This window comes from Sulfitobacter sp. EE-36, assembly GCF_000152605.1.
Classification (GTDB): Bacteria; Pseudomonadota; Alphaproteobacteria; order Rhodobacterales; family Rhodobacteraceae; genus Sulfitobacter; species Sulfitobacter pontiacus.
Genome location: NZ_CH959310.1, coordinates 1,990,281 through 2,009,853, shown reverse-complemented (window position 1 = coordinate 2,009,853; position 19,573 = coordinate 1,990,281). Strand labels below are relative to the sequence as shown.

The window sequence follows — 19,573 nt, the reverse complement described above, 5'->3', positions numbered from 1 at the left end:
AGGCATGACAGACAGCACCCGCGACATTCACCCGATCACCGACAGTCACTGCCACCTGGACTTTCCCGATTTCGACGGTGAACTGCCCGATGTGATCGCCCGCGCCCAAGCCGCAGGGGTGACACGCATGGTCACCATCTGCACCAAGCTCAAGAACGAACCCGCCGTGCGTGCCATTGCCGAGGCGCATGCCCCGGTTTTCTATGCCGCCGGCACCCACCCGATGAGCGTCGCGACAGAGCCGATGGCCAGCTTTGACGATCTGATGGCGCTGACCAAACACCCCAAGATGGTGGGCATCGGCGAAACGGGGCTGGATTACCACTACACTGCCGACAGCGCCGAGGCGCAGCAAGCCAGCTTGCGCACCCATATCGCCGCGTCCCGTGACAGCGGCCTGCCCCTGATCATCCACGCCCGCGACGCCGATGATGATATGGCCCGTATCCTCAGGGAGGAACATGCCAACGGGGCCTACCCTTGCGTGATGCACTGCTTCTCCTCGACGCAGGCGCTTGGCCGTGCGGCGCTGGATCTGGGGTTCTACCTGTCGATGTCGGGCATCACCGCCTTCCCCAAATCCCAGGACCTGCGCGACATCTTTGCCGACGCCCCCCTGGACCGGATATTGGTCGAAACCGACAGCCCCTATCTTGCCCCGCCGCCCCATCGCGGCAAACGCAACGAACCGGCCTTTACCGCCCATACGGCGCGGCGTGGGGCCGAAACCTTCGGCATCGATTATGCCAGCTTTGCCGCGCAGACGCAGGCGAATTTCGACCGGCTGTTTACCAAGGCCGCCCAATATCAGGACGCCGCCTGATGGCCGAGATGAAGATCACCATCCTGGGCTGCGGCTCGTCTGGCGGGGTGCCGCGCCTTGGCGGGCACTGGGGGGCCTGCGATCCGGCCAACCCCAAGAACGCAAGACGCAGATGCTCCATCCTGGTCGAGCGGATCACGGATGCTGGCACGACATCGGTGCTGATCGACACCTCCCCCGATATGCGCAGCCAGCTGCTTGATGCGGGCGTCGGACGGCTGGACGCGGTGCTTTATACCCACTCCCACGCCGATCATGTGCACGGGTTGGATGACCTGCGGATGATCGTGATCAACATGCGCCAACGTCTGCCGGTCTGGGCCGACACGCCCACGCGCGAGGCGCTGCTGGACCGTTTCGGCTATGTGTTCATCCAGCCCCCCGGATCGTCCTACCCGCCGATCCTCGAGATGAACCATATTGACGGCGACGTGACGATCGACGGGCCCGGTGGCACGCTCTGCTTCACGCCCTTTCTGGTGAACCACGGCGGGATGGATGCGCTTGGCTTCCGCGTCAATGATGTGGCCTATCTGCCCGATGTGGCGCAGATCCCCGATGACATCTGGCCCCACCTCAAGGGCCTGCGCTGCTGGATCGTCGACGCGCTGCGCCGCGACCCGCATCCAACCCACAGCCACCTGGCTCAGACCCTGGACTGGATCGAACAGATGGCACCGCAAACCGCTGTGCTGACCAATATGCACAACGACCTCGACTATGACACGCTGGCCGCGGAAACCCCCGACCATATCGAACCCGCCTTTGATGGCATGACCCTGAGCTTTCCGGTCTAGCCCCCGCCCGCGGGGTCCGGACTTCATTTTGCCCTATAAACTCCACGGGGGCGTGGGGGTGTGAAACCCCCACTCCGACAGCGCCACCCGCACCCAAGGCCATATCTCTCGTGCAAACGCTTCTCGAAGTCATCCTGCCCGTCTTCCTTGTCATCGGCTTTGGCTATGTCTCTGTCTGGCGAGGGTATTTTCCGGTCTCGGGCATCGACGGGGTCATGCGGTTCGCGCAAAGCTTCGCGATCCCCTGCCTGCTGTTCCAATCGATCGCGCATCTGGATCTATCGGCCTCTTTCGACCCGCGACTGCTGTTCAGCTTCTACACCGGCGCGGCGGTCTGCTTCACGCTGGGTCTGTTCGGCGCGCGCATCCTGTTCAAACGCGACTGGGAAGACTGTGTGGCCATCGGGTTCTGCAGCCTCTTTTCCAACTCGGTCCTGCTGGGGCTGCCGATCACCGAACGCGCCTATGGGCCCGAGGCGCTGATCGGGAACTTTGCGATCATCGCCATCCACTCGCCGTTTTGCTACGGGCTGGGGATCACGGTGATGGAGTTCGTGCGCAACCGGGGCCAATCCGGTCCGGCCTTTGCGCGCAATGTGGCGCGGGCGATGTTCCACAATCCGCTGGTTCTGGGCATCCTCGCGGGCTTTGCCGTGAACTTTAGCGGGCTGGCGATCCCCGGTGTGATCGACGACGCGCTGTCGCTGATCGTACGCGCTGCCCTGCCCGCGGCGCTCTTTGCCTTGGGCGGCGTGTTGATCCAGTACCGCCCCGAGGGCGACAGCAAGACCATCGCCATGGTCTGCCTTTTGGCGCTGATCGTCCATCCCGCGATTGTCTGGTTCATGGGCAGCGGCTTTGGCCTGCCGCAGGATCTATTCCGCTCGGGCGTGCTGACGGCAGCGATGGCACCGGGGTTCAACGCCTATATCTTCGCCAATATGTATGGCCGCGCGCGGCGGGTCGCGGCAAGCTCGGTGCTGGTGGCGACGGTGGGGTCGGTGCTGACCGCGTGGCTCTGGCTCAGCGTGCTGCCATGAGGCCCGTGCTCTATTCTTTCCGGCGCTGCCCCTATGCCATGCGCGCGCGGCTGGCGCTGCGGTCGGCCCGCCAGCAGGTGCAGCTGCGCGAGGTCGTGCTGCGCGACAAGCCCGCTGCCTTTCTGGCGGCTTCGCCCAGTGGGACAGTGCCCTGTCTGGCGCTGGATACGGGCGAGGTCATTGACGAAAGCCTCGACATCATGATCTGGGCCCTGCGCCGACACGATCCCGAAGGACTGCTAAAAATGCCTGACGCGGGATGGGACTGGATCAACCGCTGCGACGGGCCGTTCAAACACGCACTAGACCGCACGAAATACGCCACCCGCTACCCCGACGCCGATCCGGAGGCAGAGCGGGCCAAAGCCGCCGCCCATCTGACGGCGCTGGACGCGCAAATTGGCACCCATATTTTCGACACCCCCAGCCTTGCCGACATGGCGATTGCCCCCTTCGTGCGGCAGTTCGCCTTCATCGACAAACCCTGGTTTGACGCGCAGCCCTGGCCGCAGTTGCAGGCGTGGTTGGACCGGTTCCTGACCGCGCAGGCCTTTACTGCCGTGATGGATAAATACCCGCAATGGGCAGAGGGCGACGCGCCTACGGTCTTTCCTGCCTAGGCCGACAACCCCTTCGCCCCGCCCCCGCGTACGCTGCATCGCGGCACAAGTTACCCTACGTCACAAAGCCGCGCCGCCACCCTGACAGCCGTCAGGCAGGTTGCCACAGCGGCGTGCACGCTCCTAACCTCGGGTCGTGGTCCCACCGGATCACAACAACCGGGAGGAGATATAATGAAACATTTCAGATCAGGTCTGGTCGCCGGGGCGCTGACCCTTGGCACCGCCTTTGCCACCCTAACCCCCGCATGGGCCCAAGAGCTGCCCCGCGGCGATGCGACCGCCTTGGGGTTCGACCCTGACCGACTGGCGCGGATGGATGCCACCTTTGGCGCGCTGGTGGACAAGGGGATGACGCCGGGGGCCGTGCTGATGCTGATCCGCGACGGTCAGATCGCGCATCTGTCCACCATGGGCAAACGCACCCCCGACGGGGAGCCGATGACCGAAGACACGCTGTTCCGCATCTACTCCATGACCAAACCCATCACATCCGTCGCCGCGATGATGCTGGTCGAAGAAGGCAAACTGCTGCTGAACGCGCCTGTCTCGACCTATCTGCCCGCCTATAAAACCCTGAATGTGGTCACCGGTGAGAAAGACGCCGAGGGCAAGCCCGTGACCCGCCCCGCCAAAGGCGTGATGACCGTCCGCGACCTGATGCGCCATACCTCGGGGCTGACCTATGGCTTCTTCGGGGCCGGTCCCGCGCGCGAGGCCTATAACGCGGCCGGGGTCGCCTCGCCCGAGAACACGGCAATCGAACAGGCCAATCTGCTGGCGTCCCTGCCGCTGGAGCATGACCCCGGCACCACATGGGAATACTCCCGCGCGACGGATGTTCTGGGCGCGGTGGTAGAGGTCGCCTCAGGCCAGACGCTTGAAGAATTCATGAAGGCGCGTATTTTCGACCCGCTGGGGATGGAGGATACGGCCTTCTACATCGATGACGCTGCGGATTTCCCGCGGATCGCCGAACCCTTCGCCGATCAGGCCAAACTGGGCAGCCGCGATGTTTTTGACCCGCGCGTGCGCAAGCCGAACCAGTCGGGCGGCGGCGGGCTGATGTCCACCGTGCATGACTATGCCAAATTCGCGCAGATGATGCTGAATGGCGGAGAGTTGAACGGCACGCGGCTGCTGTCGCCTAAGTCGGTGCAGCTGATGACCTCGAACCACCTTGAGGGCATCAAACCCGGCAAATACTACCTGCCCGGCCCCGGCTACGGCTTTGGTCTGGGGTACGGTGTGCGACTTGAAACCGGCAACGCCCCGTCAATGGGCTCCGCCGGTGAATACAACTGGGGAGGTGCCGCGGGCACCGGCTATCACGCGGACCCTGCCGAAGATATGATCGCGCTGCTGATGATCCAATCGCCTGCCAATCGGGGGCCGCTGCGGCTGATCTTCAAGAACCTCGCCTTTAGCACGCTGGCCGACAGCCGCGTCGACGATTGACCTCGCGGGGCCACGCGCCCTGCCCCATACCCTCGCGCAAAAGGCCCCTGACGTCGGGGCCTTTTGTCTTTCAGCGCGACAGATCGCTGGCTTGCGACACGGAAACCCCCTAAAATTTCACACCGGCCATTGTCAGCGGGATGGTCCGCGTTACGTCATCGCTTTGATTATAAAGGGTTCACATTGTGGCAACAGAAACACTCGGCGCGCTAAATCCTGTAACTGCGATCGCATTGGTCGGCGCGATCGGGGTGGGGTCTCAATGGATCGCATGGCGGCTGCGCATGCCCGCGATCGTGCTGATGCTAGTGGCCGGCATCCTGATCGGGCCGGTTCTGGGCATCTTCGACCCCGCACGGGATATCGGGCCGTTGATGGGGCCGATGATCTCTATCGCCGTGGCGATTATCCTGTTCGAGGGCGGTCTGTCGCTGAACTTTCACACGCTGCAGGACGCGGTCGGCGGTGTCCGGCGGCTGGTCTATATCGGCGCGCCCCTTGGCTGGCTGATGTCGGCGCTGTCGCTGCATTATGTGGCAGGGCTCAGCTGGTCCAGCTCTGCCGTCTTTGGCGGGATCATGATCGTGACCGGCCCCACGGTGATCGCGCCGCTGTTGCGCACCGCGCGGCTGTCGCGCCGCCCTGCCACCCTGCTGCAATGGGAGGCGATCCTGAACGACCCCATCGGCGCGCTGGCCGCCGTGCTGGCGTTCGAGGTCGTGATCGCGCTGAACACCGCCACAACAGCGTCCGAGGCGATGCTGGAGCTGTTTATCGGTGCCGCCGTCGCCACTGCCGCCGGTGTCGCTGCGGGGATCGGCCTGTCGCGCGCCTTCAAACGCGGCTGGGTGCCCGAATATATGAAGGTGCCCGTGCTCTTTGCCCTGCTGCTGGGGGTCTTTGCCGCCTCCGATGCCGTGCTGCATGAAAGCGGGCTGCTGGCGGTGACCATCATGGGGATCGTGATCGCGAACTCCAAACTGCCCAGCTACGAGGAAATGCGCCGCTTCAAGGAACATGCCACCGTGCTGCTGGTGTCGGGCGTGTTCATCCTGCTGGCCGCAGGGCTGGATGTCGAGGCGCTTGGCAATCTTGACTGGCGCGCGGCGGCCTTTGTGGCTGTGGTGGTGCTGGTCGCACGGCCTGTGACGGTGTTTATCTCGCTCATCGGGTCGGGCATCCCGTTCCGCGAAAAACTGCTGGTGGCCCTGACCGGACCGCGCGGCGTCGTGCTGGTCGCGGTCGCGGGTCTGTTCGGCGAACGCCTGCTCAGCCTCGGGTTCGAAGACGCCGCCCTGATCGCGCCGCTTGCCTTTGCGCTTGTGGCGGTTACCGTGGTGGTCAACGGCTTCACCCTCGCCCCCTTTGCACGGCTTTTGGGGCTGACTGGTGCGGACACGCCCGGCGTGGTGATCATCGGCGGCTCGGACTGGACAACGCAGCTGGCCGAAGTGCTGAAAAAAGCGAAGATTCCGGTGCTGATGACCGACCCCAACTTCATCCGCCTGCGCAAGGCGCGCGCGGCGGGGATCGACACATTTTCGGGCGACATTCTGTCAGAGGCGGCAGAGCAGCGCGTGGAACTCGTCAGCTATGCCACGCTGATCGCTGCCACGGATAACGACGCTTACAACACGCTGGTCACCACCGACCTGGCACCGGAATTCGGCCGCGAGAATGTGTTTCAGGTGATGCGCGAGAAATCCGAAAGCAGCCGCCACCAACTGCCCCGCACCCTTGGCGGTCGGCCCTTGGGGCTAGAGGCGACCCATGCGGAACTGCGTGATCTGATCGCCCAAGGCTGGCGCTTCCGCAGCACGCGTCTGTCCGAGGAGTTCACGCTGGAAGACTGGCGCGCCGAAAGCCCCGAGGCGCGGCTGCTCGCCCAGATCACCACCAGCGGCGAGATCAAGTTCATGCGCAAGAACGAGGAGTTCAAGGGCGGCGACGGCATCCATGTTATCGCTCTGCGCCCGCCGGAGAAGTGATCAAACCACACCGACCCGCGCAGCATACTATCTGCGCGGGTATTTCAGCTTTGCATTAACCTTAATTGGACCATTTTTTCGCCACACCGGTCAGGCAGTTGCTTCAGTCATGTAGGTAACCAACTGAAAAGGCACATCTATGTTAGTAAGTTCACTTTTCTCTGGCGGCAGCCAGCAGTCTCAGCCCAAAGGGGCCGAGAAACAGAAAGATAAGTCCGAGACCGGTAACACCGAAAAGAACAACGCCAAAGCCAAAGACGACCAGCCGGCCGCGCAAGAGACGCAGCCCACCGCTGAAACTGCCCCTGCGCAGTCGTCTCAGGCCGCCGCCCCTGCGCAGAAAGCGCAAGCCCCCGCTGCGGAGGCTCCGGCCCCCGTCGCCCCAACCCCGGTTGCCGCCTCGGACGCCGAAGACAGCGGCATGAGCGAGGCGCAAGCCCGCGCCGCAGCCGAAGCCCGGATCGAAGCCGCACAGGCCCGCAGCCTGATCGACTCGATCGCGCCGGTCAGCAGCTCGCCCCAGCAGGCCAGCAAATCCTACCTGTCGGCCCTGCTGAAATCGAACGCGCCAACAGAGGCCGCATCAACGGCCAAATCCGCCGCTGAGCCCGTCGCCGACAAGGCCGACAAAGCGCTGAAAGCCGCCGCCTAACCCACGCAGCCCCGCCGCGCCCGAACACGCTTCGGGCGCGGCGCATGGTTCACAGCCAAGACAGACATCAAAACGCAGGCGCTGAAGCGCGCGAATTATGTATGATTATCAACAAGTTGAAGTGGTGCGGGTGAAGGGACTCGAACCCCCACGCCATAGGCGCCAGAACCTAAATCTGGTGCGTCTACCAATTCCGCCACACCCGCATTGCGCGTTCACTATCAAAGAAATTTCCCAGTGGCGAGGGGGAAAAACGCGCATGACGTATAGTTTTTCTCACCTGCCACGCGTGCCTGCACCCGACGGCCGCTAGAGGTCCAGCGCCTTGAGGACGCGGGGGATTTCTTCGACCAGATCTTCGGCGATCAGCCCCGGTCCGAACTGACGTGCTGCCTCTACATGCAGCCACGTGGCGTATTGCGCCGCCTCGAAAGGCGCGATGCCGCGGGCCAGCAGACCGGTGATCATGCCCGACAGCACATCCCCCGCGCCTGCGGTGGCAAGCCACGGGGCCGCGCGATCGCCCGTGCCGTGATGCGCCGCAACGCGGCCGTCGGGATTTGCGATCAGGGTGGTCGCCCCCTTATACAAAACAACCGCCCCCGCCTTTTGCGCCGCCATCAGACAGGCCTGCGCCTTATCGGCGTCACCATCGGATATCTGCTTGAAAAGGCGCGCGAACTCTCCGCCATGCGGGGTCAGCACGCAGTGCGGGCCAAGGCGCTCCCACAGGGTGGGCTCCTGCGCGATCAGGGTCAGCGCGTCGGCGTCCAGCACGCAGGGCTTGCCGCATTCAAGCACTGCCCGCACCAGCGCCACATGGGCCGGTTTCAGCCCCAAGCCCGGCCCGATGCACAGCGCCCGCACGCGTTTGTCACCGGCCAGCTCTGCCAGATCCTCGGGGCCTGTGACGCGCGACAGCATCAGGGCGGTGATCTGCATCGCCACCTCCATCTGCGCGGCGGGCGGTACGGCCAGTGTGACCAGCCCCGCCCCCATCCGCAACGCCGCACGCCCGGACAGCCGCGCAGCACCCGTGCGCCCGGCCCCACCGGTCACGACAATCGCGTGCCCGTGGTCGAACTTATGCCCCTGCCCCTTGGCCAATTGATCAAAGTCCAGCGTGTCTGCGGTGATGGCACTCGGTTGCATGGCAGCCCCTTTCTGGTCCGTCTTTTGCCCAAAGATAAACCACCTGCCCAAGCGATAGCCAAGCCTGCCAGCACATGGATTTTCAAACTGCACAGATTTTAATCGCAACGCACATAAAACAGCCGATGCGCACAAATTTTCGCCTCTTTCGGTGGACTCCATCGCGCGTCTGGTAGACCGTCGGCCCGCACGGTGAGATGACACCGATGTAGACCGAAAATCACCCGTCTGGCAGGGAGGCCTCAGATGAAAAAGATCGAAGCTGTAATCAAGCCGTTCAAGCTTGATGAAGTCAAGGAGGCGCTCCAAGAGGTTGGCGTTCAGGGCCTTAGCGTTATCGAAGTCAAAGGCTTCGGGCGTCAAAAGGGCCATACAGAATTGTACCGTGGCGCTGAATATGTCGTGGATTTTCTGCCCAAGGTAAAAATCGAGATCGTCTTGGACGACGATCAGGTAGACGCCGCCATCGAGGCCATCGTATCGGCCGCGAAGACCGAAAAGATCGGCGACGGCAAAATCTTCGTCAGCCCCATCGAACAAACAATCCGCATCCGTACCGGCGAGACCGGGTCAGACGCGCTTTAATCGAATTTACGAGATTCAAGAAAAGGATATCATCCAATGAGCACCAAGGACTTCCTGAAGAAGATCAAGGACGAGGACATCGAATACGTTGATGTACGTTTCACCGATACACGCGGTAAACTGCAGCACGTGACAATCGTCTCCGATCTTGTTGACGAAGATTTTGTCGAAGAAGGGTTCATGTTTGACGGCTCCTCCATCGCGGGTTGGAAAAGCATCGAAGCCTCCGACATGAAGCTGATGCTCGACACGGACACCGCTTATGTCGATCCGTTCTATGCCGAAAAAACCATCTGCGTGCACTGCTCTGTTGTAGAGCCCGACACAGGCGAAGCCTATGAGCGTGACCCCCGTGGCACCGCGCAAAAAGCCGAAGCCTACCTGAAAGCCTCCGGTATTGGTGATGTGGCCTATATGGGTCCGGAAGCCGAATTCTTCCTGTTCGATAACGTCAAATTCTCGAACTCGATCAACAAGGTATCCTACGAAGTTGATGCGTCCGACGCGTCCTGGAACACCGACACCGACTATGAAATGGGCAACATGGGCCACCGCCCGGGCCTCAAGGGCGGCTACTTCCCTGTGAACCCCACGGACGAAGCCCAGGACCTGCGCGCCGAAATGCTGTCGACCATGAAACGTCTTGGCATGAAGGTCGACAAACACCACCACGAAGTGGCGTCCTGCCAGCACGAACTGGGCCTGATCTTCGGCACGCTGACCGAACAGGCGGACGAGCTGCAGAAATACAAATACGTGATCCACAACGTGGCACACGCCTATGGTAAATCCGCAACCTTCATGCCCAAGCCGATCTATGGCGACAACGGCTCCGGCATGCACGTGAACATGTCGATCTGGAAAGACGGCAAGCCCCTCTTCGCAGGCGACAAATATGCCGACCTGAGCCAGGAAGCGCTGTATTTCATCGGCGGTATCCTGTCCCACGCGAAATCGCTGAACGCCTTCACCAACCCGGCAACAAACAGCTACAAGCGTCTGATCCCCGGTTTCGAAGCCCCCGTTCTGCGCGCCTATTCCGCACGCAACCGCTCGGGCTGTGTCCGTATCCCATGGACCGAATCCCCCAAGGCAAAACGCGTAGAGGCCCGCTTCCCCGATCCGGCGGCAAACCCCTACCTGTGCTTTGCCGCGCTGCTGATGGCCGGCCTTGACGGGATCAAGAACAAGATCGATCCGGGCGAAGCCATGGATAAAAACCTCTATGATCTGCCCGCCGAAGAACTGGCCGATATCCCGACCGTTTCCGGTTCCCTGCGCGAAGCGCTGGAAGAGCTGCAGTCGGATATGGATTACCTGCTGGCCGGTGACGTCTTCACCAAAGACCAGATCGAAGGCTATATCGAACTCAAGATGGAAGAAGTGCACAAATACGAGCACACCCCCCACCCTGTTGAATTCGGCATGTACTACAGCTGCTAAACGCGGTCTCCACCCGGACGGGTGGCCAGAGCAACAGCAAAGGGCGTCCCTATCGGGGCGCCCTTTCGCTTGGAATGCGTCTTGCTATTTGAAGTTCGAAACAGCTGGGCTAGAGTCAGCCGAAGTTTAATATAGTCAGAGGTTATTTCATGCGCCCCACCAAACGTCTTGCCACGGCACTTATGCTTTCTTTGGGCTTCGCCGCCCCAGTTGCAGCGGCCCAATGTGGCAACAACGCGGGAGGCTTCGACGCCTGGAAACCCGCCTTCGCGAAAGAGGCCGCCGCCGCGGGTGTCGGTCAACGGGGGCTCGATGCACTGGCCAACGCGCGCTATGCCAGCAGCACCATCGCCGCCGACCGCAACCAGAAATCCTTCAACTATTCGCTCGATAAATTCATGCAGGTGCGCGGTGCCGATACGATCGTCGCGCAAGGTCGCAAGCGCAAGGCCCGCAATGCAAGCTTCTACCAGTCACTCGAAGCGCGCTACGGCGTGCCAGCGGGGGTGATCATCGCGATCCACGGGATGGAAACCGCCTTTGGTGGCTTCATGGGCGATACCTCGGTGGTCTCTGCGATCACCACGCTGACCTATGACTGCCGCCGCTCCGATTTCTTTGCCCCCCACGCCATCGGCGCGCTGAAACTGGTTGATACCGGCGCGATCAACGGCGGCACCAAAGGCGCAAAACATGGCGAGCTTGGCCACACCCAGTTCCTGCCCGGCAATGCCCTGCGCTATGGGGTGGACGGTAACGGCGACGGCCGCGTTGATTTCTACAACCAGACCGATGCGCTGGCCTCGACCGCGAACTTCCTGCGTCAGAAAGGCTGGCAACCCGGTGCCGGCTATCAGGAAGGGCAAACCAACTTCAATGTGATCAAACAGTGGAACGCTGCCGGCGTGTACCAGAAAGCCATCGCAATCATGGCCGCCCGCATCGACGGCTAACCCGCTCGAAAGTAAAAACAACCGCCACGCGCGCGCCGGTCCTGCGGCGCGCGCGTTTTGCTTCCAAATGGCTGAAAATCCTCGCCGAAGGCATCCGCCCCGTGCCACCCGCACCGTCCCATTGCAATTGCAGCACCCAAGCGCCATATAGCGCCCATAGGGAAAGGCCCCTGCCGTCCGCATATCGGTGAAGTCCTTGACCAAGAACACACCTTCAATCTCGCGGATTGACGGGCAACGCGGACCCCCCTTCGACTTTTGCGAGAGCAGGAGTGTTATGATGACAACCCCAAACCATCCCACCGCCGTACCTTCGGCTGATGTGCTGAAATCCCAAGCCAAACGCTTGCGCGCGGACCTTGCAGCCCAAGGCACAGCACTGTCCCATGCGGCGACGCTGGAAATGGTGGCCCACCAATGGGGCGCGCGCGACTGGAACACCCTAAGCGCCCAAGCCGCGGCCCCTGCGCAGGGCTGGATGCCCGGGGACCGCGTGCAAGGCCGCTATCTAGGGCATCCTTTTACCGGCGTGGTCAAGGCGGCGCGGCTATCGGGCAGTGGCATGTGGTCGCTGACCCTGCGCTTTGACACGGCGATTGACGTTGTGACTTCGCCCCTGTTCAGCAATATGCGGCGGCAGATCAATGCGGTGGTCGATGCCCAGGGGGTCTCCCCGCGCAAGACCTCTGACGGGCAGGCGCATCTGGTTCTGACCTAGCGCCATCACTCCCGAACCATCGCGCCTGTCTGGGTCCGCTCAGGCAGGCGCATCTCCGTCACGCACCACATAGGTGTGGATCGTAAAGACCACCGCGTCGCTTTGGGGCAGACGCAGGATGCACTGCCGCTCTGACCGGATAAAGGGCATGTCGCTGCCTGTTTCGCGCCGCCGCGGCTGGTGCAGATCCGCATCCGCATAGCGCAGTTTGTTGAACCGCCACAGGGGCCGCCCTGCCCGCACGCCGTCAAACAGACGTTGCACACGCCGCGCGATGTCGGCGTCATATTCCTCGACTGGGGTGTGAATGCCCGTCAGGGGTTGCTCTATCTTATCCGCCAGCCGCCAGTTCGCCGGAAAGCACAGTGCCGCAGCGGTCAGCACATGTTCATCGCCACGCTTTTGCAGGATGCAGAGGTCTTCTTGCACCAGATGCGCCAACGTCCACAGCGGTTGCGACCGGTCCAGCGTGACCTTGCGCCCGTCAGGACAAACCACGGCATCAGCCCCGAGGGTGAAACCGAAACGCGGCAGAAGGGTCAGCGCCTCGGACAGCAGCTCTGCCGCGGCGGGTCTGGCGGCCTCGCTTTGATAGAAAACAGCCTCGGGTCGGTCCGCCAGCAGCGCTTCGCGGTAGACCATCTGCGGCGCGTAGGCTTCGTCCATCAGCAACCAGTCCTCCGCCCCGCAAGGCCCCGTGCCCGGCAGTCCGGGCGTGCCGGTCTGCGCGTCCGGTAGTCTGGTTTGCAATATCACGGGCATGAGGTCTCCTTTTTTGGTAAGCGGATGAGGGCCAGCCGGGTGGGGTCAGCCGGGGTGAAACCGGCGGTGTGGCGCATAGGCCCGCTGCCGGGGTGCCGCCTGCTACGGGCCATGCCTTCGGCGAGGATTTAGGGCCATTTGGAAGCGGCTGTCAGTTCTTCAGAGCGTCTTGCAGCGCCGGCAGGAAGCGTTGTTCGTAGTCACTGCCGACCAGCGGACCGGCGTAGCGAAACAGCACCGTGCCGTCGCCCGCGATGATGAACGTCTCTGGTGGCGCGGTGACGCCCCAGTTGATCGCCGTGCGCCCCTGCGGGTCAAAGGCGACGCCTTCGAAAGGGTTGCCATCATTGGTCAGGTAGCTGGTTGCGGGGCCTATCGTGTCTTTGAAGTTGACCCCGATGATCGACAGCCCCTGCGCCTGCATATCAAGCAGCTGCGGATGTTCGGCGCGGCAGGGCGGGCACCAGCTGGCCCAGAAGTTGACCAGCGTCACCTCGCCATTGGTCAACACATCCGGTGCCGCGGCGGGAAACCCTTCCAGCGGTTTTTCCGGCAGCGCGGGGGCCATCTGCCCCACCAGCGTCGAGGGCAGCCCTTCGGGATCGGGGCGGAACATGCCAAAGGCGGCAAGCGCCACGAAACCGGCGAAGACCAGCGGTGGCGCGATCATGAGCGGAGAGATTTTAGCCATCTTTACGGGCCTCTATATCAGCAAGTGTGGTGCGGGCCTTGCGGCCCTTGTTCAGGCTCAGCCCCACCAGTCCCGCCAGCAGCAGCAGCGACACCCCATAGGCGGCCAGCACCTCGGCGGCGTATTTCCCAAGGTCCGGCATCATGCGCCCCTTTCGCTGCGCGCCAGCAGCGCGCGGGCGCGGCGCAGACGGATTTCGGTCCCTGTGCGGTACAGAACCAGCGCCAGAAACAGCAGGCCAAAGCCGACCATACTGATCAGCAGCGGGTAGAAAAACACATCCGATACGGTACGCCCGCCGGTGGCCAGCGGGACAGAGGTGCCTTGATGCAGCCCCTGATTCCAGAACTTGACCGCATAGCGCGACAGCACCGCAAAGACCGAGCCTACCAGACACAGGACCGAGGTCAGGTCTGCCGCGGTATCGGGGTCCTCGACCGCTTCCCACAGGGCGATATAGCCGAGGTAGAAGAGGAACAGGATCAGAAAGGACGTCAGCCGTGGATCCCATGCCCACCAGGTCCCCCACATGGGCTGTCCCCAGATCGCACCGGTGATCAGCGCGATCACTGTCATGGTGACGCCCACAGGGGCCGCCGCCTTGGCCGCGAGGGCGCTGACGTGATGCCGGCGGATCAGCCAGACCAGCGAGGCCACCAGCATCATGAACCACGCGTTGATCGCCATCAGCGCGGCGGGTACATGCAGGTAGATGATCTTGACCGTCGATCCCTGACGGTAATCGTCCGGCGTGCCGAAAAAGCCCCAGCCCAGACCGACGATCAGACACAGCGCCGCCCCCCCCCAGACATAGGGTTGTACGCGGGCCGAGAGGCCTAAAAATTTCACCGGATTGGCGTATTCCCATAAAGACATGGCGGGGTTCTATCGCTCCGTTTCCTGGCACTCAATGGTCAAAAGCGCGCACTCACCTTAAGGTCATCCGCAGCACCGCGGCAGAGGCGAAGGGCATGAGCGCGATGGTGCCAAAGGTGATGCCAGCCAGCAGGGTCAGCGGGGTCGTGGCATCCAGCCCCATTGCGCCGCGGCGCGCGGCCTCTGCCCCGAAGATCAGCGTCGGCACGTAAAGCGGCAGCACCAGCAGCGACATCAGCAACCCGCCGCGTTTGATGCCCACGGTCAGCGCCGCGCCAAAGGTGCCGATCACCGACAGCGCGGGCGTGCCCAGACCCAGCGAGGCCACCAGCCACAGATACCCCGAGGGCGCGAGGTTCAGCATCACCCCCAACACAGGGGCCGCAAGCACCAGCGGCAGCCCTGTCGTCACCCAGTGGGACAGCGCCTTGACGCTCAACGCCGCCTCAAGCGGCAGCGGTGCCGTGGCCAGCAGGTCCAGCGTGCCATCCTCGTAATCCAGCGCAAGCAGCCGGTCGAGCGAGAGCAGGCAGGCCAGCAGCGCCCCCAGCCAAAGCACACCGGGCGCGATGGTCCCCAACAGATCCGGTTGCGGCCCGACCGAGAAGGGCACCAGTACGGTCACAATCAGGAAGAACGCCAGCCCGAGGCCAAAGCCCCCGCCCGCCCGAAAGGCAAGCATCAGGTCACGGCGCAGCAAGGCGATCACAGGAAAGCCTCGTCGCTGGCACCGCTGCGCTGTGATGGTTTGGCGCGAAACGGGGTGATGTCAAAGCTATGCGCTTTCAGGCCAAGGTCGATATGTGTCGCGATCAGCGCCATGCCGCCTGCCTCCAGATGCGCCGTCACCGCCGCGGCGAAAAGCCCGACGGCGGCGGCGTCCAGCGACACGGTCGGCTCGTCCAGCACCCAGATGGGCCGCCCCGTGACCATCAACCGCGCCAGCCCCAAGCGCCGCTTTTGCCCCGCCGACAAGGTGCCCGCCAGCCGGTCTTGCAGCGGCTCAAGGTCATAGGCGGCCAGTGCGTCAGAGATATCGCGTTGCCCGAAGACCTGTGCCCAGAATGTGAGGTTTTCGCGCACGCTCAGCATCGCTTTCAGCCCGTCGGCATGGCCGGCGTAGGCGATGGTTTCCTCTGCCCCGTCGATCTGCCCCGACAAGGGCGGTTGCAGCCCCGCGATGCAGCGCAGTAGCGTGGTCTTGCCCGCCCCGTTCGGACCACGCAGGATCAAGGCAGCGCCCGGTTCAATCGCAAAGGACACCCCGTCCAGCACGGGCACACCGCCGCGCGCGACGGCAAGGTCGGTGACACGCAGGGTCATATCAGACGGGGATCATCGCCAAAGCGATGCGACGGCCTTCGCTGAGCAGGACGTTATAGGTCCGCGCCGCCGCGGGGGACGACATGACATCAACCCCGATGCCCGCATCTTCGAGCGTGCTGCGCAGGTCGGCCGGGATATGCGCAATCTCGGCCCCGGTGCCGATGAACAGGATGTCGATCTTGCCCGCCAGCGCCAGCAGCGGTGCGTGATCATCAAAGCCTTGCCACGCAGAAACCCCAGAGGTGCCTGCGATCACCGGCCCTTCGAACACAGTGCCGCCAATACGGAAGAAACCGGGGCCATAGCCTTCGACGGGTTTGGCATCCGAATACACGACCTCGTTCAAACGCATGATGTTCTCCTTCTCGCGGGGGCTGCGCGATCATAGCGGATCACGCGCGGACAATACAGATCAACTGGCGGTGAAATGGGGCGGGCCCTATGGGCATAGCGTCGCGCCGGATGCGGGCGCGGAACGGTGCTGCCAGCAAGGGGTGCCCTGCTGGCAGCGAAATATATTACGCGTCGATGTTGGCGTATTGGCCGGTATTGTTGTTGTCTTTCTTGGACCAGTCGCGTTTAACGCCCAGAAACAGCACGACGTTCTTGGCCACATAGACCGAAGAATAGGTGCCCACAACAACGCCCCATGTAATCGCGAAGACAAAGCCACGGATCACATCGCCGCCCAGAACCAGCAGCGCGATGAGCGCGAGCAAGGTGGTGCCCGATGTCATCAAGGTCCGGCTCAGGGTCTCGTTAACGCTGAGGTTCATGATCTCGCGCAGGTCGCGTTTCTTGTACTTGCGCAGGTTTTCACGCAGGCGGTCAAAGATCACCACGGTGTCGTTGATCGAATAGCCGATGATGGTCAGGATCGCCGCGATCACCGCCAGATCGAACCGGATCTGCAGGGCCGAGAAGACGCCGATGGTCAGCACCACATCGTGGAACAGCGCCGCGACCGCCCCGACAGAGAACTGCCATTCGAACCTGAGCCAGATGTAGATCAGGATCGCCCCGAGGGAGGCCGCAACCGCCAGAAACGCGGTCTGGATCAGCTCGCCCGACACTTTGGGGCCAACAGATTCGACCGAGGTGAATACGATGTTCGGGGCAACGGTTTTCAACGCTTCCTCGACATTCTGGATCATCTCGGGGGATGCGGCCTCTTCGCCCTCCTGGGCCTGGATGCGGACCATCGCGACATGTTTGGTGCTGTCGCTGGCAGGGTCAAACACCTCTGAGATGGACACATCGCCAAGCTCCAGCGGTTCCAGCGCCGTGCGGTAGGCCGCCACGTCCACGGCTGCGTCGCTTTGCGTGCGCAGGGTTGTCCCGCCTCGGAAGTCGATGCCGTAGTTCAGGCCCATGGTGAACCACACGGCCAAGGCCAGCAGCACCGCCACACAGGACGCCCCAAAGGTCAGCTTGGCGTGTTTGAAGAAGTCGATATTCGTATCGTCGGGGATCAGTCTCAGCCGCATGGTGCGCGTTCCTATACCGTGATTGTCTTGGGACGGCGGCGTTCAAACCAGAACACCACGATCAGACGTGTGACGAAATACGCCGTAAAGACCGACGTGACGATGCCAAGCCCCAGCGTCACCGCGAACCCGCGCACAGGGCCGGAGCCAAGCACAAAGAGGATCGTCGCAATGATGAAGGTGGTGATGTTGGCGTCCAGAATGGCGCTAAGCGCGCGTTCATAGCCAAGGCTGATGGCGCGGGCCGGTCCCTTGGCGGTCTTGAGCTCTTCGCGGATGCGTTCAAAGATCAGCACGTTGGCGTCCACCGCCATACCCACTGTCAGAACGATCCCCGCGATACCGGGCAGGGTCAGCGTGGCACCAATCAGGCTTAGCAAGCCAAAGATCATGCCGACGTTGATGATCAGCGCGATATTGGCGAACAGCCCGAACAGCCCGTAGCTGGCCCACATAAAGAACAGTACCGCGCCAAAGGCGACGCTGGTCGCGATCTTGCCCGCGTCAATGCTGTCTTGGCCCAGTTCCGGCCCGATGGTGCGTTCCTCGACAAAGGTCAGCCCCGCGGGCAAGGCCCCTGCCCGCAGCAAGACGGCCAGATTGGTGGATTCCTCGACCGTGAAATTGCCGGTGATGATGCCCGACCCACCGGGGATCGCGCTTTGGATGGTGGGGGCGCTGATGACCTCGTCATCCAGCACAATGGCGAAAGGCGCGCCGATGTTCTCTGCCGTGTAGGTGCCGAACTTGCGCGCGCCGGTGGTGTCAAAGCGGAAGCTGACAGCGGGGCGGCCGTTCTGGTCAAAGCTGGGCTGCGCATCGACCAGCTGTTCGCCGGTCACGACGGGCGCGGTTTCGATGATATAGAAGACACCGGGCGCTTCGGCGTCGGGCAAAAGAGAATTGCCCAGACCCGGTGCCGCGTTTTCATTGGCACCACGGTTCACCACGGGGTTAAACGTCAGCTGCGCGGTGGTCCCGATGATCGCTTTCAGCTCTGCGGCCGACCCGATGCCGGGCACCTGAATAAGGATACGGTCTGCACCCTGACGCTGGATCGTGGGTTCGCGTGTGCCGACCTCGTCGATGCGGCGGCGGATAATTTCCAGCGACTGCTGCATCGTGCGCTCGTCCGTGGCCTGTTTCTCGGCATCGGTCAGCGTGATGGTGATGATGTCATTGGCACCGTTTACCACGATGTCGTTTTGCCCTGTGCCCGTCAGCGACTGCACGGGGCGGGCCAAGGCACGGGTCGCCTCCAACGCTTGTGCCATGACAGAGGCATCGTTGATGCGCACGCGCAGCTCGCCCTTGGGGGCGTCAACGCGGCGGACCGGCGTGATCGAGCGCAACGCGTCGCGGACCTCGGGCCAGGCGGCTTCCATCCGGTTGGCGTAAACGTCTTCGACATTCACTTCGGCCAACAAATGGGCCCCGCCGCGCAGATCGAGGCCAAGGTTGACCAGACGTTCCGGCATCCACTCGGGCCAAAGCGCCTTTTGCTCCTCAAGCTCGGGGGTGGCGCCAGCAACGCTGATCGCCTTGACCGCATCATTGTGCTGTTCGACGGGACCGTAAAACGCATTGGGCAGCGCCAGCCACAGGCCAGCGGCACAGGTGAGGATGATCAACACCCGTTTCCACAGATCAATCTGAAGCATGGTACTGCCCTTTTCTCGACACGCCCGAAGAGGCGCTTACTTGGCTGGTTCGGTCTTGGAGACGACGGTGGCGATGGTCGATTGCACAACGCGCACTTTGACGTTGTCGGCCAGTTCGACTTCCAGCTCGCCGTCATCTTTGACTTTGACGACTTTGCCGATCAGACCGCCAGCGGTGACCACTTGATCGCCACGACGCAGACCGTCCACCATTGCCTTATGCTCTTTCACCTTCTTTTGCTGAGGGCGGATAAGCAGAAAATACATGATCGCGAAGATCAGGATCAGGGGTACAAATTGCTGAATGGCTTCCATGGAGGTCGTCCTTTGTGTTGGGCGCATGCCGCAAACGGCCTGCCGTCTAAGTTTGGCGGAACCTATGGTCAGACGCGGGGCTTTGCAAGGTGGGTTCCGGGGGGAAATGGCGCTGCCCGGTGTCGCAGCCTGCAATAAGCTGTTTGCGCAAGCATCCAAGGGCGCGATCCCCTCCCCCGGCGCATCCACATCTGGCACCGCGATCCACAATCGGGCATAACGCGCG

22 protein-coding genes and 1 tRNA gene are annotated in these 19,573 nt (G+C 62.6%); 11 read left to right on the top strand and 12 right to left on the bottom strand.

Annotated features, from left to right (window positions below):
* Positions 1-4: 4 nt before the first annotated feature.
* The 7 genes from EE36_RS12265 to EE36_RS12235 all read left to right on the top strand — a co-directional run bounded on the left by EE36_RS12265 (position 5) and on the right by EE36_RS12235 (position 7,378).
* A complete protein-coding gene (locus EE36_RS12265) occupies positions 5-823 on the top strand; it encodes a TatD family hydrolase (protein ID WP_005852685.1) in 819 nt (272 codons plus the stop codon).
* Complete coding sequence (locus EE36_RS12260; protein WP_005852683.1) at positions 823-1,620, top strand: MBL fold metallo-hydrolase; 798 nt, start codon at positions 823-825, stop codon at positions 1,618-1,620. Before EE36_RS12265 ends, EE36_RS12260 begins: the two co-directional genes overlap by 1 nt.
* A 110-nt stretch (positions 1,621-1,730) precedes the next feature.
* Positions 1,731-2,660: an AEC family transporter gene (locus EE36_RS12255; protein WP_005852681.1), complete on the top strand. Its 930-nt coding sequence runs from the start codon at positions 1,731-1,733 to the stop codon at positions 2,658-2,660.
* Entirely contained in the window at positions 2,657-3,280 is a 624-nt protein-coding gene (locus EE36_RS12250; RefSeq protein ID WP_005852679.1) for a glutathione S-transferase, read from the top strand. The genes EE36_RS12255 and EE36_RS12250 overlap by 4 nt, the downstream gene beginning before the upstream one ends.
* Before the next feature lie 174 nt (positions 3,281-3,454).
* Positions 3,455-4,738, top strand: coding sequence for a serine hydrolase (locus tag EE36_RS12245; protein ID WP_005852666.1), 1,284 nt, complete (start codon positions 3,455-3,457; stop codon positions 4,736-4,738).
* Between the two features lie 182 nt (positions 4,739-4,920).
* Positions 4,921-6,726: a sodium:proton antiporter gene (locus EE36_RS12240; RefSeq protein ID WP_254655605.1), complete on the top strand. Its 1,806-nt coding sequence runs from the start codon at positions 4,921-4,923 to the stop codon at positions 6,724-6,726.
* Between the two features lie 139 nt (positions 6,727-6,865).
* The gene (locus EE36_RS12235) at positions 6,866-7,378 is read left to right on the top strand and encodes a hypothetical protein (RefSeq protein WP_005852662.1); all 513 of its coding nucleotides are present in this window, start codon (positions 6,866-6,868) and stop codon (positions 7,376-7,378) included.
* Positions 7,379-7,500: 122 nt separating this feature from the next.
* Here the strand turns inward: EE36_RS12235 and EE36_RS12230 are convergent.
* Both EE36_RS12230 and EE36_RS12225 read right to left on the bottom strand, forming a co-directional pair.
* Positions 7,501-7,584, bottom strand: a tRNA-Leu gene (locus EE36_RS12230).
* 103 nt (positions 7,585-7,687) lie between these two features.
* Positions 7,688-8,530, bottom strand: a complete 843-nt coding sequence (locus tag EE36_RS12225; protein ID WP_005852660.1) for an NAD(P)H-hydrate dehydratase — start codon at positions 8,528-8,530, stop codon at positions 7,688-7,690.
* Positions 8,531-8,776: 246 nt separating this feature from the next.
* Here EE36_RS12225 and EE36_RS12220 point away from each other — a divergent pair, with 246 nt between their 5' ends.
* The 4 genes from EE36_RS12220 (at position 8,777) to EE36_RS12205 (ending at position 12,229) form a co-directional block, all read left to right on the top strand.
* Positions 8,777-9,115 carry a P-II family nitrogen regulator gene (locus EE36_RS12220; RefSeq protein ID WP_005852659.1) on the top strand — a complete coding sequence of 113 codons (339 nt, stop codon included), beginning with the start codon at positions 8,777-8,779 and terminating at the stop codon, positions 9,113-9,115.
* Positions 9,116-9,151: 36 nt separating this feature from the next.
* Positions 9,152-10,558 (top strand): type I glutamate--ammonia ligase, encoded by a 1,407-nt coding sequence (glnA, locus tag EE36_RS12215; protein WP_005852657.1) that lies wholly within the window; start codon positions 9,152-9,154, stop codon positions 10,556-10,558.
* 149 nt (positions 10,559-10,707) lie between these two features.
* Entirely contained in the window at positions 10,708-11,511 is an 804-nt protein-coding gene (locus EE36_RS12210) for a lytic transglycosylase domain-containing protein (RefSeq protein ID WP_005852656.1), read from the top strand.
* A 280-nt stretch (positions 11,512-11,791) separates the two neighbouring features.
* Complete coding sequence (locus tag EE36_RS12205) at positions 11,792-12,229, top strand: glyoxalase superfamily protein (protein ID WP_254655581.1); 438 nt, start codon at positions 11,792-11,794, stop codon at positions 12,227-12,229.
* Between the two features lie 39 nt (positions 12,230-12,268).
* Here the strand turns inward: EE36_RS12205 and EE36_RS12200 are convergent, their stop codons facing one another.
* The 10 genes from EE36_RS12200 to yajC form a co-directional block, all read right to left on the bottom strand.
* A complete protein-coding gene (locus tag EE36_RS12200) occupies positions 12,269-12,991 on the bottom strand; it encodes a DUF3445 domain-containing protein (RefSeq protein ID WP_005852654.1) in 723 nt (240 codons plus the stop codon).
* Between the two features lie 151 nt (positions 12,992-13,142).
* On the bottom strand, positions 13,143-13,682 hold the full coding sequence (locus EE36_RS12195) for a DsbE family thiol:disulfide interchange protein (RefSeq protein WP_005852653.1): 540 nt from the start codon (positions 13,680-13,682) through the stop codon (positions 13,143-13,145).
* The gene (gene ccmD, locus EE36_RS12190) at positions 13,675-13,827 is read right to left on the bottom strand and encodes a heme exporter protein CcmD (RefSeq protein WP_039911867.1); all 153 of its coding nucleotides are present in this window, start codon (positions 13,825-13,827) and stop codon (positions 13,675-13,677) included. Before ccmD ends, EE36_RS12195 begins: the two co-directional genes overlap by 8 nt.
* Positions 13,824-14,558, bottom strand: coding sequence for a heme ABC transporter permease (locus EE36_RS12185; RefSeq protein WP_005852651.1), 735 nt, complete (start codon positions 14,556-14,558; stop codon positions 13,824-13,826). Before EE36_RS12185 ends, ccmD begins: the two co-directional genes overlap by 4 nt.
* A 52-nt stretch (positions 14,559-14,610) precedes the next feature.
* Positions 14,611-15,267, bottom strand: a complete 657-nt coding sequence (gene ccmB / locus EE36_RS12180) for a heme exporter protein CcmB (RefSeq protein WP_005852650.1) — start codon at positions 15,265-15,267, stop codon at positions 14,611-14,613.
* Positions 15,264-15,881 carry a heme ABC exporter ATP-binding protein CcmA gene (ccmA, locus tag EE36_RS12175; RefSeq protein ID WP_005852649.1) on the bottom strand — a complete coding sequence of 206 codons (618 nt, stop codon included), beginning with the start codon at positions 15,879-15,881 and terminating at the stop codon, positions 15,264-15,266. The genes ccmB and ccmA overlap by 4 nt, the downstream gene beginning before the upstream one ends.
* Position 15,882: 1 nt before the next feature.
* Positions 15,883-16,236: an Mth938-like domain-containing protein gene (locus EE36_RS12170; RefSeq protein WP_005852646.1), complete on the bottom strand. Its 354-nt coding sequence runs from the start codon at positions 16,234-16,236 to the stop codon at positions 15,883-15,885.
* 166 nt (positions 16,237-16,402) lie between these two features.
* On the bottom strand, positions 16,403-17,371 hold the full coding sequence (gene secF, locus EE36_RS12165; RefSeq protein ID WP_005852644.1) for a protein translocase subunit SecF: 969 nt from the start codon (positions 17,369-17,371) through the stop codon (positions 16,403-16,405).
* A gap of 11 nt (positions 17,372-17,382) precedes the next feature.
* The gene (gene secD, locus EE36_RS12160; protein ID WP_005852642.1) at positions 17,383-19,032 is read right to left on the bottom strand and encodes a protein translocase subunit SecD; all 1,650 of its coding nucleotides are present in this window, start codon (positions 19,030-19,032) and stop codon (positions 17,383-17,385) included.
* Positions 19,033-19,068: 36 nt separating this feature from the next.
* Entirely contained in the window at positions 19,069-19,347 is a 279-nt protein-coding gene (gene yajC, locus EE36_RS12155; RefSeq protein ID WP_005852640.1) for a preprotein translocase subunit YajC, read from the bottom strand.
* Between the last annotated feature and the right edge of the window lie 226 nt (positions 19,348-19,573).